This is a genomic window from Collinsella sp. AF08-23 (genome assembly GCF_003479805.1).
Lineage (GTDB): Bacteria > Actinomycetota > Coriobacteriia > Coriobacteriales > Coriobacteriaceae > Collinsella.
In genome coordinates this window covers 101,741-118,960 of record NZ_QUHV01000007.1, presented here as the reverse complement: position 1 = coordinate 118,960, position 17,220 = coordinate 101,741, and the positions used below count along the sequence as shown (strand labels likewise).

The window sequence follows — 17,220 nt, the reverse complement described above, 5'->3', positions numbered from 1 at the left end:
AGCATTTCCCAGTTGACAAAACTATAGGAACACCCCCCTCAATACGCAGCGAGAAGAATGCGCGAGAACCACAGAATCGGCGGCCAATAAGATGGCGTCGTTTGTATGCGGGAATAGAGGGCTGCGCAATAGGTATGCGGACTCTTGATGCTTCGCGGCCGCGACCGAGCATGGATGCGGAGCGCACTGCGACGGGAGGCTTAGATTTGATAAGAAGCGGGACCGTTTAGTTTTGGCCCGTTTTCGGTGATTTGGATATCCTAAGTGCAAAGGTTCGCTACGGGCGATAGTTTTGGATGGTTTGGACTCCCCTGCGGCGGCCCCAACATGCGACGGTGAACAAAAACCCAGGAAACGATTGCCAGAGACCCTGGAAAGCGGCTTAATACCTTCAAAACTATCGCCAGAGGCGACCCTTTTGCTTTGAAACGCATTATCAACCCTAGCTATGAAAAAGACCGGAGATGAAAACCCCGGCCTTAAATCTCATGGGTGGAGACGAGGGGGATCGAACCCCTGACCTCTTGACTGCCAGTCAAGCGCTCTCCCAGCTGAGCTACGCCCCCATGAACAGAGAAGAAAGATGCAAGTGGTGGAGACGAGGGGGATCGAACCCCTGACCTCTTGACTGCCAGTCAAGCGCTCTCCCAGCTGAGCTACGCCCCCTTGCAACGAAGAAGTACTATACGGGAACCATCGAGGATGTGCAAGCACAAATCAGAACTTTTTTCTGAGCCTCATATACAGTAGAGGGAACGGCATGCCCTGCTCGTCTACATCCGAGCGGTCGTAGACCTCAAAGCCCATATGTTCGTAGAATCCACGAGCAAGCGGGTTTTGCTCATTGACCGTCAGCTTGCGCACACCCAACCTTTCGATTCCATATTCAAGAAGACGCTTGCCGACTCCCACTCCCCTGGAGGAATCTGAAACGAACAGCATCTCGAGCGTGCAGTCGTTCACCCCCATGAACCCGATCGGCTCACCCAGCGAACCACGGGCGACGACGAGGTCGGGAACACCTTTGAGCGCAGTCGGAACATACCGCTCAATCTGCAATATGTCCTCGCCCGTTAGAAAGTCATGTGTTGCGCGCACGGAGCTGTTCCACACGACGCATAAATCCGAAATCAGCGTTAAGTCGCGACTCTCTACAACCTCGATTTGCACGGCCTCCCCTTACAAGAAAATGGGGCGCGAGGAACTCAGCCTCACACCCCACGCGTGTTTGATACGATCTCGAAGCAGTACTAGCGGCGCTGAGAGATCACGAGTTCAGAAACTTTGCCGGCGACCTCGTCGATGGCGACGTCCTCACGCTCGCCGGTGGCGCGGTCCTTGAGCTCGACCGTCCCGTTCTTGAGGCCGCGCTTGCCCAGGACGATCTGGTACGGGAAGCCCATGAGGTCGTTGTCGGCGAACTTGACGCCCGGACGAATGTCGCGGTCGTCCACAATGACCTCGATGCCAGCAGCACAGAGCTCCGTGGTCAAGCGATCGCAGACCTCGGCGCACTCCGGAATCGTGGGGTCGAGCGGCATGATGGAAACCTCGTACGGGGCAATAGGGACGGGCCAGATGATACCGTGCTCGTCGTGGTGCTGCTCGACGGAGGCGGCAAGGGTGCGGGACACGCCCACGCCGTAGCAACCCATCAGGAATGGCTTCTCAACGCCATCCTCGTCGGCGAACGTCGCTCCCATGGCCTCGGAATACTTGGTGCCGAGCTGGAAGACCTGAGACACCTCGATGCCGCGCGCGCCGGAGAGGGGCGCGCCGCAGTGAGGGCAGGGGTCGCCGGCGACGACCGTGATGAGGTCCTCCCATGCGTCCGCCTCGAAATCGCGACCCGGGCAGGCACCGGTGAAGTGGTAATCGACCTCGTTGGCACCGCAGGCCCACTGCTTGGAATCACGCAGGGTGACATCGCACACGAGGCGGATGCCCTCGGGCAGATTCACCGGCCCGATGAAGCCCTTGTGCAGGCCATAGCCCTCAAGCTCCTCGTCGGTCATCATGCGGTAACCCTCGCCAAAGACATGTTCGGCCTTGCAGTCGTTGAGCTCGTGGTCGCCGGGGACGATGGCCACAACCGGGTGCCCGTCCGCATCGATAAGGGCGAGCGCCTTACGCGTGCCGTTCTCGGGGAAGCCGAAGAACTCGGCCACCGCGGCGATCGTGCCCATGCCGGGCGTGTGGACCTTCTGCAGCGTGCCGTCGCCGGGGCCCTCAGTCACCGCAACCGTGGTGGAAGCGGCCTCATCGTCGGCGGCATAGCCGCAATCATCGCAGTACACGAGCGCAGCCTCGCCCGCGTCGGCGAGTGCCATGAACTCGACGGAGGTATCGCCACCGATCTGACCGGAATCGGCCACCACGGGCAGGGCCTTGAGGCCACAGCGCTCGCAGATGTTCGCGTACGCCTGCTTCATGGCGTCGTAGGTCTCCTGCAGGGACTCCTGCGTAGCGTTGAAGGAGTAGCCGTCCTTCATGATGAACTCGCGGCCGCGCATGAGGCCAAAGCGCGGGCGCATCTCGTCGCGGAACTTGTCCTGGATCTGGTACAGGTTCACCGGCAACTGCTTATAGCTCTTGAGCTCGTTCTTGATGAGGTCGGTGACGGTCTCCTCATGCGTGGGACCGAGCACGAACTCGCGGTCATGACGGTCGGAGATGCGCATGAGCTCGGGGCCGTACGCGTTGTAGCGGCCGGACTCGTGCCACACCTGGGCATCGACCATGATGGGCATGAGCAGTTCCTGGGCACCCGCGGCGTCCATCTCGTCGCGGACGATGTCCTCGATCTTGCGCAGCGAGCGCCACGCGAGCGGCAGATAGCTGTAGAGGCCCGCGGCCTGCTTGCGGATCATGCCGGCACGCAGCATCAGGCGATGACTGGCGAGTTCAGCCTCTGCCGGGTCCTCCTTGAGCGTGGGGGCATACAGATGAGACATCTTCATGGCGCGAGTCTTAGACACGACGACCTCCTTGAGTAAACAAATGCAACTTGAACATGATAGCAGGTAACGAATCTACACGCCCCTCCGGCGCGGGCCCATCACATCCGGCGCTCGAACAGTCCTGCTCGCACGGAGGGCCCAGTGGGCCCTCCGGCTCGTGCGGAACTCGCGGCGGACGTGATGGGCCCGCGCCGGAGGGGCGAACGTAAAGATCACGCAATCAACAATACGGTCTGACTCACGGAGCCAAATCTACTACATTGACAAGCTCCGCCCCTTGCGTATATCGTCCCGCGCGCAGTTCGCGCAGCGCTGTTTGAGCACGGGATGATATACGCAAGGGGCGGAGCGGTAGGATACGTTAGAGTTTCTCGATCTCCTCCATGAGGGCGTCGACGATTTGGGCCTCGGGCACCTTGCGGATGATCTCACCGCGGCGGAACACCATGCCCACACCGCGTCCGCAGGCAACACCCACATCGGCATCGCTCGCCTCGCCCGGGCCGTTCACCACACACCCCATGACGGCGACGGAAATGGGCTTCGTGCAGGACTTGAGCCGCTCCCCCACTTCCTCGGCAAGACCGATCAGGTCGACCTGCGTGCGTCCGCACGTCGGGCAGCTCACGAGCTCGGGGCCACGCCGCCGCAGACCGAGGGCCGAAAGGATACCCCAGCATACCGGCGGCTCTTCGACGGGATCGGCGGTCAAAGACACGCGCATGGTGTCGCCAATGCCTTCGGCCAGCAACACGCCGAGGCCGACCGCGCTCTTGATGGTGCCCTGCTGCACCGTGCCCGCCTCCGTGACACCAAGATGCAGCGGCACCTGGGGCAGTTCGCGCGAGAGGGCACGGTACGTCTCAATCGTGGTGGGCACGCTGTGGGCCTTGGCAGATAGGACGATGTTCTCGAACCCACGCTTCTCGAAGTGCTCGACGAACTCAAGCGAAGACGCAACGAGCTTTTCGGGCTGCGTGAGGTCCTCGCGCTCGGCAATGCGACGATCAAGCGATCCGGCGTTGACACCGATGCGGATCGCGGCTCCCGCCTCACCCGCGGCATCGATTACGGCGTCCACGCGGTCCCAATCACCGATGTTTCCGGGGTTGATGCGCAGTTTGGCAGCGCCGGAGCGGACAGCCCCGATAGCGAGTCGATAGTCAAAGTGAATGTCGGCGACGATCGGCACGGGAGACTCGGCGCAGATCCGCCCGAAGGACTCGAGCGCATCGGCAGAAGGGACCGTGACGCGCACAAGGTCGCACCCGGCGTCCACGAGCGCGCGCACCTGAGCCAGGGTCGCATCGGCATCGATGGTGGGCGTGCACGTCATGGACTGCACGACAACGGGGGCGCCACCGCCAATAGGCACGGAACCCACCATCACCTGGCGTGTGCGCTCTCGAGCAAGCCCCTGCATGGCACTCCCCTTTCGTGATGTCCGCTAGAAGAAGCGGACGATGTCGGAACCCAGCATATAGATGAACAACAGTCCAAACAGACCGATGCCAACCATGGAGATGGCGGTCTGAACCTTGATTGGCACTTTGCGGCGTGTAACTGCTTGGATAGCCTCGATCACGAGCTTGCCGCCGTCGAGCGGCGGGATGGGCAGTAGATTCATGAAGCCTAGCGAGAACGAGATAAGCGCCGCGAGGTTGAGGAACGTTGCGGGGCCCTCAGCAGCCGCCTGAGCCGACATCACGGAAATTCCCACGACGGAGGTTGAGTTGTCGAGCACCTCCATGGTGTGGCGGGGGTTAAGCAGGCTGCCAACGGATTGGGCGGTCGCGACGATGTTATCGATAGCGATCTGGCAGGACTGCAGCGGGTTGAGGCGGACAACCTGGGTGGGGGCGCTGATTCCGAGCAAACCGTCATCGTCGAAGGACACGCCTACCGTGAGGAAGGTCCCGTTCTCGTGTGCCCATGACCCGGAATCGAAGGAGTCGTCGATGGGCAAGTGGTCGAACGCCATGTCAACGTTATTGGGGCGCCACAGATCGAGCTCGACCTCGCCCTCATGGTCAGCCGCGTCAAAGGCATCGAGCAGTTCAAGCCAGGAATCGACGCGCTCACCGTTCACGGCGATGACGCAATCGCCCTGCTTGAGGCCGGCAGCCTCGGCAGGCGAATCGGCGACGATCTCGCCAAGTACATTGGCATCGATGGGCATCAAAACCCCCAGCACCGAGTACACGGCGATCACGAGCAGGAAACCCGTGAGGATATTCACTGCAATGCCCGCGACGAGCATGAACGCGCGCTTCCAAAAGCCCTTCCCCACATACGTGTGAGAACGCTCGAGCTCAAAGAACGCGCGGTCGTCCATAGGGGGATCCCAAGGTTCGCCCACCTTGGTTGCGGAGCTGCGGTCAAACGAACGACCGTCGTAGATCGTATTGCCCTGCGCATCGCGAGCCGCAGCGGCAAAGGCGAGGGGAAAATCGCGAGAGGAGACCTCGTCGTCGGCATCATGATCGGACGCCTCGTCAGACGGGACGATGGAACCCCATCCGTAGAGCAAAGAACACGCCTCTTCGACGTCGCTCACCTTAAGATCGAGCTCTTGAGCGAGCAAGTCAACGCGCACCGTTCCATGGCGGTGAATAGCGGCGAGCACCTGGGGCGCGCAGTCGACCTCGGTGGGATCCATGCCGCAGATCTCGGCATATCCTCCAAGGAGGAGAGGCGTGACGCCGAACTTGGTGCCGATTCGCTTGGAGACATGATGGACATTGAAGCGGCAAGGCATGCCCAAGAAGAACTCAAGGACGCGGACCCCGCAGGCGCGCGCCGCGAGAAAATGACCGCCTTCGTGGACGAACACGAGTGCAGACAAGAGAAGAAGGCCCCAAAAGATGGGGCCGATAATACCAAACAACGTATCCATGGAATCCAAATCTACGTTATGCCATTAAGCAAATCGCACGCTCCGCGCGTTCCCGCGCCCATGCATCGACATCGCGAAGCTGTTCAAGCGAAACCACATCGCAACGATCGTGAGCGTCCATGCACGTTTGGACAACGGCGGCAATGCCGTTGAAACCGAGACGGTCATGGAGGAAGGCGTCGACGGCGACCTCATTGGCGGCGTTCAAGACACAAGGCATCGTACCCCGCAACTCACCGGCGATTTCGGCAAGCTTGAGGCAGCGGAATGCCTCCATATCGGGCGCATCGAACGAAAGCTTTCCGAGCTTACGAAAATCAACACGCGGAGCAGGCGTATCCCAACGCTCAGGATACGAGAATGCATACTGAATGGGAATACGCATATCGGAGGCGCCCAGGTGAGCGATCACCGAACCATCAACGAACTCCACCATGGAGTGAATCTTTGATTCGCGTTGGATGAGGACGTTGATCCGGTCGAGTCCCATACCAAACAGATGCATGGCCTCGATGCGTTCGAGCCCTTTGTTCATAAGCGTTGCGGAATCGATGGTGATCTTGGCACCCATATTCCACGTGGGGTGGGCCAGTGCGTCGTGGCGCGTGACGCACTCGAGCTCCTTCGCGGTCCGGCCAAAGAACGGGCCGCCTGAGCATGTAAGCCAGATACAATGCGCCTCACGAGGGTCCTCCCCCGTCAGACATTGGAAGATCGCCCCATGCTCGGAATCAACCGGAAGGAGCTGCCCAGGCGCGGCAAGCGGCATGAGCAGGTCTCCACCAACAACCAGGGATTCCTTGTTGGCGAGAGCCAACCGTCTATCGCCCGAAAGGACGGCATGACTCGCCTCGAGACCGGCGGCCCCGACAATCGCGACGAGGACGACATCGCAGGCATCCATACGCGCAAGCTCAACAGCCGCGTGCGGACCGCTCACCAGCTCGCAGCCCTGGGGAAGCTCCTGAAGCACTGGGTCATCGGTATGGGACTCGTCGGTCACGCCGACGTAGGAGACTTTGAACTCACGCGCATACCGAACGAGGTCTGACGTACGGCTATGCGCGGAAAGAGCGACAACCTGGAGCTTGTCGGCGTGCTGACGGCACACATCAAGCGCCTGGGTTCCAATCGACCCAGTGCAACCGAGGATCGCAACACGGGTGCGACGGCCCTCCCCCTGAATTGACGTCATTACAGGACACCTCCCAAATGAAGCATCAGATAGGCGGTAATGACGCCGATGATAAGCGAATCAGAGCGATCGAGCATACCACCATGGCCGGGAATGAGATTGCCGGAATCCTTGACTCCCGCGCCGCGCTTAATGCGGCTTTCGATGAGGTCGCCGAAAACGCCCATGATCGAAACGACGATTCCGCACATGATGGCAAACCAGATATCCAGATCGTACAGATCGGTGGACCACAGGATGAGCCACACGACGATTGAGCCCGCAAGACCGCCGAAAAAGCCTTCCCAACTCTTCTTGGGTGAGATCTTTGGGGCCATCTTATGCTTGCCAAAGCGGCTGCCGACCATATAGGCAAACGAATCGGAGAGCCAGAGCGATGCGCAGACGCCGACCGAGAGCAGCGCGCCCTCCCAGCCGGGAACCGCTTCGCGCAGCAACACGATGGCGGAAAGCATGTATCCGGTATAGATAGGGCCAAAGACCGTAACGGCAACGTCCGCGATGCGGGTGCGCGGGTTCTGGACATACCACAGACCGAGCGAGAGCACGAGTAGGAAGTTGATGACCGTCAGCCAAACAGGGTCGACGAGGGCGGACAAGGGAAACAGAACGGCCGCCGACAGTCCAATGAACTCATTAGGAACCTTACCGTCGATGCGAGCCATGCGATAGAACTCGTAGCAGCAAAGCCATGACATGACCGACGTGAAAACCGCCGTGGGAAGGACGCCCAAGATGAGCGAGCCAATGAAGACGACGGCGTACACGATTCCTGCACCGGCGCGTACGATAAACGAATGCAAACGACCGTCCTTCGATGCGCTCGGCTCTGATGCGGCGCTGTTGGTATTGGAAGCCAATGTAAAAACTCCTTCACGGGACGAGGCGCTAGGCACTCGTCAGACCCCCAAAGCGGCGATCGCGACCTTGGAAGGATGCGATCGCGCGCACGAGCCCCCAACGATCGAAATCGGGCCAATAGGTGTCCGTGATATAGAACTCTGAATATGCGATCTGCCAAAGCAGATAATTGGAGACGCGCATCTCACCGGATGTGCGAATGACCAGCTCGGGGTCGGGCATGTCGGCCGTGTACAGACGGGAAGCGACGGTCTCCTCGGTGATGTCCGAGGGATCGAGCACGCCGGCGCGGACATCCTCGGCGATGAGGCGCGTGGCACGGGCAAGCTCCGCACGGGCACCGTAGTTGACGGCCAGTGCGAGGGTCATCCCCGTGTGGTTACGAGTCTCCGCAAGCCCATACTCAAAGACATCGCGCGTCTTCTTGGGAAGCGCGGAAATGTCCCCGAGAAACTCAACACGGACGTTTTCGCGCTTGAGGAGCGGAAGCTCATCAACGAAGGTCTTTGCGAACAGGTGCATGAGAAGATTGACCTCGGCCTGAGGGCGATTCCAATTCTCAGTGGAGAACGCATACGCCGAAAGTACGTCGACGCCCATGCGCACACATGCGGTGATAACCTCCTGCAACGCGACGATTCCGGCCTTATGGCCCTCTCCGCGCCCGAGACCTCGACTCGTCGCCCATCTACCGTTGCCATCCATGATGCAAGAAACATGGCGCGGAATGCGCGCCATGTCGATGTCATCAATGGAAATGTCGTCGGGATGGTTCGCGAAGTACTCGTTGAACTTATCGACGTCGTAATGCATCAGCTAGATCTCCATGACCTCTGCTTCTTTGGCCTTGAGCATCTCATCCACCTTGGCGACGAACTCATCGGTGGCCTTCTGGACTTTGGCCTGCTCGCGGCGAACCTCGTCCTCGGTGAGTTCCTCGTCACGCTCGAGCTTGTTGTTCGCATCGCGGCGTGCATTACGGATGGCGATCTTTGCGTGCTCGGCGAGCTCGCGGCATTCCTTGACGAGTTCGCGACGGCGCTCCTCGGTAGGCGCGGGGAACGGGAGACGAACCACAATGCCGTCGGAATTGGGCGTGATACCCAAATCCGAAGCGGTTACCGCCTTGACGATGGCATTCACCAGGGCTTTGTCCCAAGGCTCGATGACGAGCATATGAGCTTCAGGCACCTTGACGGCCGCCACCTGCGTGATAGGTGTCGCGACGCCGTAGTAATCGACGGTGATGTCAGACAGGATGTTGGCGTTGGCACGACCGGTGCGGACCTTGGAGAAATTGTGCTTCAAGCTCTCAAGGGCCTTATCCATGCTTTCGCGGATATCAGACATTCCCTACTCCTCTTCCATAACGACGGTGCCCACCGGCTCACCGGCAAGTGCACGCTTGATATTGTCGTCCCCGTCGATGTTGAGAACGATGATCGGCATGTGGTTGTCCTGGCACAGCGCGGTCGCGGTCGAATCCATGACCTGGAGACCACGGACCAAGACCTCATGATAGCTGATGCTGTCAAAACGAACGGCATCCTCGTTCTTAACCGGATCCATGTCGTAGACGCCGTCGACCTTGGTGGCCTTGAGCAAGCAATCGGCGCCGATCTCGCAGGCACGCAGCGCAGCGGCGGTGTCGGTGGTGAAATACGGGTTGCCGGATCCGGCGGCGAAGATGACGACATCGCCCTTCTCAAGGCTTCGCATAGCGCGGCGACGGATATACGGCTCGCAAACCTCGTTCATCTGGATACCACTCATAACGCGGCAGGGGCAATCGATCCGCTCGATGGCATCCTGCAGGGCGAGAGCATTCATAACCGTGGCAAGCATGCCCATGTAATCGGCCTGGGCGCGCTCCATACCCTTGGCAGAGCCGGCGACACCGCGGAAGATGTTGCCGCCTCCGACAACGACCGCGACCTCGATCCCCTCGTCGTGAAGCTGCTTGACCTGAACGGCCATGCGCTCCACCACATTGGGGTCGATACCGTAATCGGCGTTACCCATAAGCGCCTCACCGGAAATCTTCAACAGGACGCGCTTGTATTGGTACTCGGACAAGGAATCCTCCTTATAACGCAATTTCTCCCATTTTAGCAGGGATGGACGATACTCGCAGCAAATGAACTCGACCCATGAAAAAGCAGGCCGTGAGCGTTACCCCACGACCTGCCTTCACGTTAAAGCGTCAATTTACTCGCCGCAGACCAGACGATCGAAAGCAACGACCTTGACGGTGTCGCCAAGCTCCTTGGAGACCTTCTCGGCGTAGGCCTTGATGGTCATGCTGGAGTCCTTGATGAACTCCTGCTCATTCAAGACGATACCCTTGAAGAACTTCTCAAGACGACCAATGGCCATCTTCTCCTGGATGGCCTCGGGCTTGCCGGACTCGGCAGCCTGAGCCTTGTAAATCTCAACCTCGTGATCGATGACATCCTGAGCGACGTCCTCGCGCACAGCGGCGATCGGTGCAGTGGCAGCGACCTGCATGGCAACATCATGGGCGAAGGTCTTAAAGGCCTCAGCAGAAGCGGTCTCGGGCTTCTCGAAGGAGAACTCGACGAGAACGCCGATCTTGCCACCCATGTGGATGTAGGAGGCAACGCCACCGGCAGCGGGCTTGCGCACGGCGGTACGGGAGATCTTCATGTTCTCACCGATGACGTGAATCATCTCGGTGAGGGCAGCCTCGACGGTCTCACCGTTCATATCGCAGGCGAGCAGAGCCTCGACATCGGCAGGCTCGTTGTCGCAAACGACCTTGGCGACCTCGGCGGCAAAACCGGTGAACTTGGGGTTGGAGGCAACGAAGTCAGTCTCGCAGGCGACCTCGGCGAGGGCACCCATGGTGCCGTCCTCGGAAATATACGCAGCGACAGCGCCCTCGTTGGTGTCGCGACCAGCCTTCTTGGCGGCGGCGGCGAGACCGTTCTTGCGGAGGACGTCGACGGCGGCGTCCATATCGCCGTCAGCCTCGACGAGAGCCTTCTTGCACTCCATCATCGGGGAGTCGGTCATCTCGCGGAGCTGCTTGACCATAGCGGCGGTGATCTGAGCCATGTTCATTCCTTTCAAAGGGAATTGACGAATGAGATGAGGTGGGTGCTACTCGGCGACAGCCTCGGTAGCAGGAGCCTCGGCGGCCATCTCGGCCTCGGAGATCTGCTCCTTGCCGGAACCGGCGAGGCAGGCGTCGGCGAAGAGCTCGCTCATGAGCTGGATCGCGGAGATGGCGTCATCGTTGCAGGGGATGCCGTAATCGACGACGTCGGGATCGGAGTTGGTGTCGATGAGGGCGACCACGGGGATGCCAAGACGCTTGGCCTCCTTAATGGCGTTCTCCTCGCGCTTGGTGTCGATGACGAAGAGCGCGGCAGGGGTGCTCTTGAGCTCACGGGCGCCACCAAGGTTGGCCTGCAGCTTGGCGAGCTCCTTGCCCAGGACGGCCTGCTCCTTCTTGCCACGCAGAGCCATGGAGCCATCGGCGACCATGCCCTCGAGCTCCTCGAGGCGGTTCATGCGGGAACGGATGGTCACGAAGTTGGTGAGCATACCGCCGAGCCAACGCTGGTTGATGTAAGGCATGTTGGCGCGCTCGGCAGCGGACTTCACGGCCTCCTGGGCCTGCTTCTTGGTGCCGACGAAGAGGACCTTACCACCCTTGGCCGCGGTCTCCTTGAGGAAGGTGTACGCCTTATCGGCCTCGACGATGGTCTGCTTGAGGTCGAGGATGTAGATGTTGTTGCGCTCGCCGAAGATGAACGGCTTCATCTTGGGGTTCCAACGACGGGTCTGGTGGCCAAAGTGGCAGCCAGCCTCGAGCAGGGTGCGGATGTTGATCTTGGTAGCCATGTTTACCTCCCGGTTTGTCTTTCGCACGGTGTCGTCCGCGTCGACCACCCGAGCATGAGCTACCAAAGCTCGGGCACCGCGGCCGGCGCGTAGCCGTGCGTGTGTGATGGAACGTTGCAAATTCGCAACTTGATGAATAATAGCAGGTGGAGCACTCATTGCCAAGGCTTCACAAAGTAATCGCGTGGACTATGCACGGGGGTGCGCGCTGTGCACGGCGGTTTTGAGTCGGTCGGGCGTCAAATGCGTGTAGATTTGAGTCGTCGAGAGACTCACATGCCCGAGAAGCTCTTGCACGCTGCGAAGGTCGGCACCACCGCGTAAGAGCTCAGTGGCGAATGTATGACGAATGGCATGGGGCGTAATGTCATCGGGCACACCAGAAGCGGTCTTGAGCGCGTTGAAGCGATACCTGAGTGCTGCGGCATCCATGGGTTTTCCGCGATTTGATATGAAAAAACGAGTGACGGTATTTGCCTGCGGATGACCCCTGAGCAACTCGCCTCTACCGTTATCAAGATAATGAGCGCAAGCAAGGCACGCCCGATCGTACAGGGGCACGATACGCTCCTTAGAGCCCTTGCCGAACAAGCGAACGGACATCGCCGCAAGGTCGATGGAGGACACCTCAAGCGATGCGAGCTCCGAGATACGCGCCCCCGTGGCGATGAAGAGCTCCAACATGGCGGCATCACGCAGCCCTCGAGGCGTTGCGGGGTCAGGCGCCTTCATGAGACGCTCGAGCTGCTCCAAGGTAAGCGTATGGGGAAGTGGCTTGTCGAGCTTGGGGCTCGAAAGCGCAGAAACCACCTCTGACGTAACGATGCCCTCCTCGACAAGCCATGTGAAGAAGGACCGAAGAGCGGATAGGTGGGCGGACGTGGTGCGAGGGGCGTAGCCCGCAGAGGCAAAGTCCGATAGGTACAAGCGTAGGTCTCGTGGATTCGGCGACAATCCGTTCACCCCACTGCGCGCACACCAGCGCACATACGCTTCGAGGTGTTGGGTGTATGCACGCACCGTCTCGGGCGACGCACCCTCATACCGAGCGATATGAGCTATGTAATCATCGACGTACGCCAGCAAATCGCACTCGGACGCGCTCACACTCACTCCCCCATCCGCAACCAAAATGGACTCCAGCGAACCGAAACCTACCCTCGTGCGGAAAACAAATCACCGCGGGAAACGAGGAACGCTTCGAGGTCCGACAAGGCACGGGCGGAATACGCGGCGTAGCGATCGCGCTTGCTGCGTCTCTTGCCGTCCTCCAAGGGAGGCACGACGCCAAAGTTGACATGCATGGGTTGATAATCGACAGTCTCCGGATTGGTGGCATATGCCACCAGCGAGCCAAAGGCACCGGTGCGCGGCAAAGAGACGGACGGCAGCGCCGCCATGTCGGCAAACGTATTCAAAGCGGCGAGAAGACCGGACGCAATCGCCTCGGTGTACCCTTCCGTACCGGTTATCTGACCAGCAAGACGCACCTGAGTTCCAGGAACCGCAAAGGTGACGTCGAGGACGTGGGGGGCGTCGACGAACGTATTCCGATGCATGACGCCGTACCTGAAAAACTCGGCGTTCTCCAAGCCGGGAATCATGCGGAAAACGCGTTTCTGCTCGCCAAATGTAAGGTTGGTCTGAAATCCGACGAGATTGTATGCCGTGCATGCAGCGTTTTCCGCCCGGAGCTGCACGGCTGCCCAAGGCCTTCGACCCGTACGGGGATCGGTCAGCCCCACGGGCTTCATGGCTCCGTACCTGATCGCGTCGTGGCCGGTACGGGCAACTTCCTCGGCGGGCTGGCATGCTTGGAAAAGATCGCGTCGCTCAAAATCCTTGAGCACCACGCGCTCCGCCCCTACCAACTCGTCGATGAACGTATTGTATTCATCCTTGGTGAATGGGGCGTTCAGGTAATCCCCGTCCGCCTGATCATCGTAGCGGGATTGCGAGAACACGATGGACCTGTCGATCGTGCTGGCGTCGACGATCGGCGCCGCTGCATCGAAAAACGAAAGGGCATCACCACCGACTAAATTAAGAACGCGATCAGAGAGGGCTGGCGAGCACAGCGGACCCGCCGCAATCACACAGGGTCCTTCGGGAATCTCAGTGACCTCGCCGCGCACCACATGAATAAGGGGACGCGAATCGATCTCCTGAGCGACGAGGGCGGAAAACAAATCACGGTCGACAGCGAGGGCACCACCCGCGGGAACGGAAGCGCGTTCCGCGCACGACAACAGCACCGACCCCATGCGACGGAGTTCCTCTTTAAGAAGGCCGGCTGCCGAGTCGATACGCGTCGACTTAAGCGAATTGGAGCACACAAGCTCAGCCAGGCCGTCCGTGCGATGTGCCGGAGAGGAGACGCAGGGGCGCATCTCATGCAATACCACGGGAATGTCACGGTCAGCGAGTTGGCATGCGCACTCGCAGCCGGCAAGGCCACCACCCACCACCGTCACGCGCTCGTATGTCATATAGGGCTCCTTTGCGTTAGCGTCAATTCATCCATTGTGCCCTAAGCGCGTCAAGGCGTGAAGGGCGGACTTGCTCGGTGAGATCCTCCCATCCGGAAGCCGCACGGCCAAGCCTTGAATCTCGAGAGAGCTCACCAAGGTCAAGCACGTCACCCCATCGATGTCGAGATGGGACGCAAGCTCATCTACGCGTAGCGGGCTTGCAACTATCATATCGAGTGCACGCTGCTCGTTCCCCTTAAGGCCCCCATACCCACGAGCATCCTTCCTGCAAAAGCGAAGCGTTCCATAAATCCGGGAAATCGCGACCTCAAGCGCCTCCTCGTCGGCGATACAACATGCTCCATTCGCGATCAGGTAATTAGAGCCACGTGACTCGGGGGAAAAGATCGAACCTGGGGCGGCGAGGACCTCTCTGCCCAACTCATTGGCCGCCTCCGCCGTCGAAAAGGTTCCCGACGGCAGCCCCGCCTCCGCGACGAACGTCGCGGATGAGAGCGCCGCTATGACGCGGTTTCGCTTGGGAAACGCCCATCTCTGTGGGGGCGTTCCCCAGGGCTCTATGGAAATCACGCAACCACCGGTTTCGATGACCCGGTCAACGAGGGCTTTCGCCGTGGAGGGGTAGACGACATCGGCCCCCGTCCCCAGTACCACGATGTGCCTGCCGCCAGCATTGAGCGTAGCCCACCCAGCGACCTGGTCGCATCCGCGCGCACCGCCCGATACGACGGGTATGCCCGACTCGACGGCGATTCCCGCCGCAAGTTCGCAGATAGCCGAACCGTAAGGCGATGCACGGCGAGAGCCGACGATGGACAACGAGGGAAGATCAAGCACCGTGGCATCACCCCGTACGTACAGCACGGGAGGCACCTGGGGAAGCTCGGCCACACATCGAGGATAGCCTGAGTCTCCCCGACGAATCTCGAATCCGTCCCTACACGCCCCCATCTCCATACCTCCCTTGATACTGCGCTGCCTCCAATACATGTGCCGCCTGGATGAATTCAGACTCCGCCATATCGGCGATAGTGCGCGAAATACGGCAGAGACCGACGACGCCCCTGCCCGTCAAATGCGAACGCTTCGAGAATTCAAGGAGCGTTTCGCGTCCCGCAGCGTCCAGACCGAAGGAACGAACCTCGGCATCGAGCGAAGCGCTGCAGCCGCATTCGTCCGTATCTGCAATTCGCGATTCGCGCCATGCGCAAAACGCCCTGCCCTTTTCGACCTGATCGCGCAGCACGTCCGTCGTCAGTCCCTCGGCTCCTTCGATGACGAGGTCAGGATCCGGGCGTGCTACGTGAAGGATGATATCGATACGATCGGCCAACGGACCGCCAAGCTTTGCTCGATACCGTTCGATTGCGGCGTCGGAGCACCGGCACGGAACATCACGGTCCCCCAAGTACCCGCAGGGACAGGGGTTGCTCGCAGCGATGAGTTGGAATCGCGCCGGAAACGTGTAGGCTCCATCGACACGGACGATTCGAACGGCGCCGTCTTCCATCGGTTGTCGTAGCATTTGGAGGGTATTCGATGAAAACTCGCCGAGTTCGTCCAGGTAGAGCACGCCACCATGCGCCAAGCTGATCTCACCGGGACGGACCGGACGCCCGCCGCCTATGAGTCCTGCCGAGGAAATACTGTGATGTGGGTTTCGGTACGGTCGCGAGCCCCTCAACAAGGACTCGGTGCGCTCGCCAACGACCGAATGGATACAGAGCGCCTCTTGAAGCTCAATCTCATCTATGGGAGGAAGGATGCCCGTCATACGCTTGGCGAGCATGGTCTTGCCGGATCCCGGGGCCCCGATCATCATCAGGCCCAGGCCTCCCGTTGCCGCAATCGCCAATCCCCGCTTCGCGATTTCCTGACCCACGACATCGCCGTAATCAAGCGCTGACCCATGAACAGCACGATGGGACGGATTGACGCAAAACGGCTTTTTACCTCGACCGATACCGACGCTCAGGCAACTGAGACGCTCCAGATAACTTGCTTGCACCTCGCCGATGGGCACATGCTCGGAGTTAAATCCCCCAACAAAGGAAACACCGAGATCACGTGCGAGCAACTGATAGGCCACCTCGCCCTTGACGGAGCAGACGGTCCCATCGAGGGCGAGCTCCCCAACGAAGAGGCAATCATCGAGACCCTCCAGGGGGATTTGGCCCGAGAGGGCAAGAATCGCCACGGCGATAGGCAAATCGAGCCCCGATCCGGTCTTACGGACATCCCCGGGCGCAAGGCTCACCGTAAGCGTGCACCGCGGAACCATGAAACCACTCGAACGCAACGCGCATCGGATTCGGCTGCGCGCGTCCATGACGGCGGCATCCGCCATGCCGACTATGGTCATACCCGGAATGGTTCCCGACGACGAGATCTCAACGGTAACCTCAAACGCCTCCACCCCTCGTATACAAGCCGCATGAACGGCAAATGTTTGAGGCGTTGCGCTCATTGGTCCGCCTCCCAGTCGAACACGCCATACAGGTGGCGGATCTCACATGCGCCCTTCGAGGCGAGCGTGACCGCGATAACGTCGAAACGGACCGACTGGCACGGGAAGTGTTCGGCGATGAATTGATAGGCGATGCGGCGATAGCGCTTGATCTTGGACGGTGTCACGGCTTCTTCGGGATATGAATCGACCGCAGTGCTGCGCCGTGTCTTGACCTCCACGAGGACGACTTCTTCGGAGTCGCAATCGTGGGCGATTATGTCAGCCTCACCTTCTGGGCAGCGGTAATTGCGTTCGACAATCTCGTATCCCCGGCCCTCGAGATAACACGCCGCGAGCTCCTCCCCCAGTGTTCCGATGAGCTTGTTCGACATCCCGCTTAGGTACTGACCATCGAAGACGCACTCCCCTTCGTCAATGGCACGCCTCAGGATCGCCTGCGCCCGCTCTCTATTCTTGTTCGCGCCCATATGCACTCC

16 protein-coding genes and 2 tRNA genes are annotated in these 17,220 nt (G+C 60.0%); all 18 read right to left on the bottom strand.

Going from position 1 to position 17,220, the window contains the following annotated elements:
* Nucleotides 1-493 precede the first annotated feature (493 nt).
* Nucleotides 494-566, bottom strand: a tRNA-Ala gene (locus tag DWV48_RS05545).
* Between the two features lie 24 nt (nucleotides 567-590).
* A tRNA-Ala gene (locus DWV48_RS05540) sits at nucleotides 591-666 on the bottom strand.
* A 51-nt stretch (nucleotides 667-717) separates the two neighbouring features.
* The gene (locus tag DWV48_RS05535; protein WP_118653830.1) at nucleotides 718-1,170 is read right to left on the bottom strand and encodes a GNAT family N-acetyltransferase; all 453 of its coding nucleotides are present in this window, start codon (nucleotides 1,168-1,170) and stop codon (nucleotides 718-720) included.
* 80 nt (nucleotides 1,171-1,250) lie between these two features.
* Nucleotides 1,251-2,960: a proline--tRNA ligase gene (locus DWV48_RS05530; RefSeq protein WP_118653829.1), complete on the bottom strand. Its 1,710-nt coding sequence runs from the start codon at nucleotides 2,958-2,960 to the stop codon at nucleotides 1,251-1,253.
* Between the two features lie 361 nt (nucleotides 2,961-3,321).
* The gene (ispG, locus tag DWV48_RS05525) at nucleotides 3,322-4,383 is read right to left on the bottom strand and encodes a flavodoxin-dependent (E)-4-hydroxy-3-methylbut-2-enyl-diphosphate synthase (protein ID WP_118653828.1); all 1,062 of its coding nucleotides are present in this window, start codon (nucleotides 4,381-4,383) and stop codon (nucleotides 3,322-3,324) included.
* 24 nt (nucleotides 4,384-4,407) lie between these two features.
* Entirely contained in the window at nucleotides 4,408-5,856 is a 1,449-nt protein-coding gene (locus DWV48_RS05520; RefSeq protein WP_118653827.1) for an RIP metalloprotease, read from the bottom strand.
* A gap of 16 nt (nucleotides 5,857-5,872) precedes the next feature.
* Complete coding sequence (dxr, locus tag DWV48_RS05515; protein ID WP_118653826.1) at nucleotides 5,873-7,051, bottom strand: 1-deoxy-D-xylulose-5-phosphate reductoisomerase; 1,179 nt, start codon at nucleotides 7,049-7,051, stop codon at nucleotides 5,873-5,875.
* Nucleotides 7,051-7,911, bottom strand: coding sequence for a phosphatidate cytidylyltransferase (locus DWV48_RS05510; protein WP_317440031.1), 861 nt, complete (start codon nucleotides 7,909-7,911; stop codon nucleotides 7,051-7,053). The genes dxr and DWV48_RS05510 overlap by 1 nt, the downstream gene beginning before the upstream one ends.
* A gap of 28 nt (nucleotides 7,912-7,939) precedes the next feature.
* A complete protein-coding gene (locus tag DWV48_RS05505; RefSeq protein ID WP_118653825.1) occupies nucleotides 7,940-8,725 on the bottom strand; it encodes an isoprenyl transferase in 786 nt (261 codons plus the stop codon).
* Nucleotides 8,726-8,728: 3 nt separating this feature from the next.
* Nucleotides 8,729-9,262: a ribosome recycling factor gene (frr, locus tag DWV48_RS05500; RefSeq protein WP_118653824.1), complete on the bottom strand. Its 534-nt coding sequence runs from the start codon at nucleotides 9,260-9,262 to the stop codon at nucleotides 8,729-8,731.
* 3 nt (nucleotides 9,263-9,265) lie between these two features.
* The gene (pyrH, locus tag DWV48_RS05495; RefSeq protein ID WP_118653823.1) at nucleotides 9,266-9,988 is read right to left on the bottom strand and encodes a UMP kinase; all 723 of its coding nucleotides are present in this window, start codon (nucleotides 9,986-9,988) and stop codon (nucleotides 9,266-9,268) included.
* Nucleotides 9,989-10,120: 132 nt separating this feature from the next.
* On the bottom strand, nucleotides 10,121-10,990 hold the full coding sequence (tsf, locus tag DWV48_RS05490) for a translation elongation factor Ts (RefSeq protein ID WP_118653822.1): 870 nt from the start codon (nucleotides 10,988-10,990) through the stop codon (nucleotides 10,121-10,123).
* A gap of 45 nt (nucleotides 10,991-11,035) precedes the next feature.
* Nucleotides 11,036-11,782 carry a 30S ribosomal protein S2 gene (gene rpsB, locus DWV48_RS05485; protein ID WP_118653821.1) on the bottom strand — a complete coding sequence of 249 codons (747 nt, stop codon included), beginning with the start codon at nucleotides 11,780-11,782 and terminating at the stop codon, nucleotides 11,036-11,038.
* Nucleotides 11,783-11,971: 189 nt separating this feature from the next.
* A complete protein-coding gene (locus tag DWV48_RS05480; RefSeq protein ID WP_255413660.1) occupies nucleotides 11,972-12,889 on the bottom strand; it encodes a tyrosine recombinase XerC in 918 nt (305 codons plus the stop codon).
* A gap of 47 nt (nucleotides 12,890-12,936) precedes the next feature.
* Nucleotides 12,937-14,271: a methylenetetrahydrofolate--tRNA-(uracil(54)-C(5))-methyltransferase (FADH(2)-oxidizing) TrmFO gene (gene trmFO / locus DWV48_RS05475; RefSeq protein WP_118653819.1), complete on the bottom strand. Its 1,335-nt coding sequence runs from the start codon at nucleotides 14,269-14,271 to the stop codon at nucleotides 12,937-12,939.
* A 27-nt stretch (nucleotides 14,272-14,298) separates the two neighbouring features.
* Nucleotides 14,299-15,225 (bottom strand): DNA-processing protein DprA, encoded by a 927-nt coding sequence (locus DWV48_RS05470; protein WP_118653839.1) that lies wholly within the window; start codon nucleotides 15,223-15,225, stop codon nucleotides 14,299-14,301.
* On the bottom strand, nucleotides 15,212-16,741 hold the full coding sequence (locus tag DWV48_RS05465; RefSeq protein WP_118653818.1) for a YifB family Mg chelatase-like AAA ATPase: 1,530 nt from the start codon (nucleotides 16,739-16,741) through the stop codon (nucleotides 15,212-15,214). Before DWV48_RS05465 ends, DWV48_RS05470 begins: the two co-directional genes overlap by 14 nt.
* Complete coding sequence (locus DWV48_RS05460) at nucleotides 16,738-17,211, bottom strand: YraN family protein (protein ID WP_118653817.1); 474 nt, start codon at nucleotides 17,209-17,211, stop codon at nucleotides 16,738-16,740. The genes DWV48_RS05465 and DWV48_RS05460 overlap by 4 nt, the downstream gene beginning before the upstream one ends.
* Between the last annotated feature and the right edge of the window lie 9 nt (nucleotides 17,212-17,220).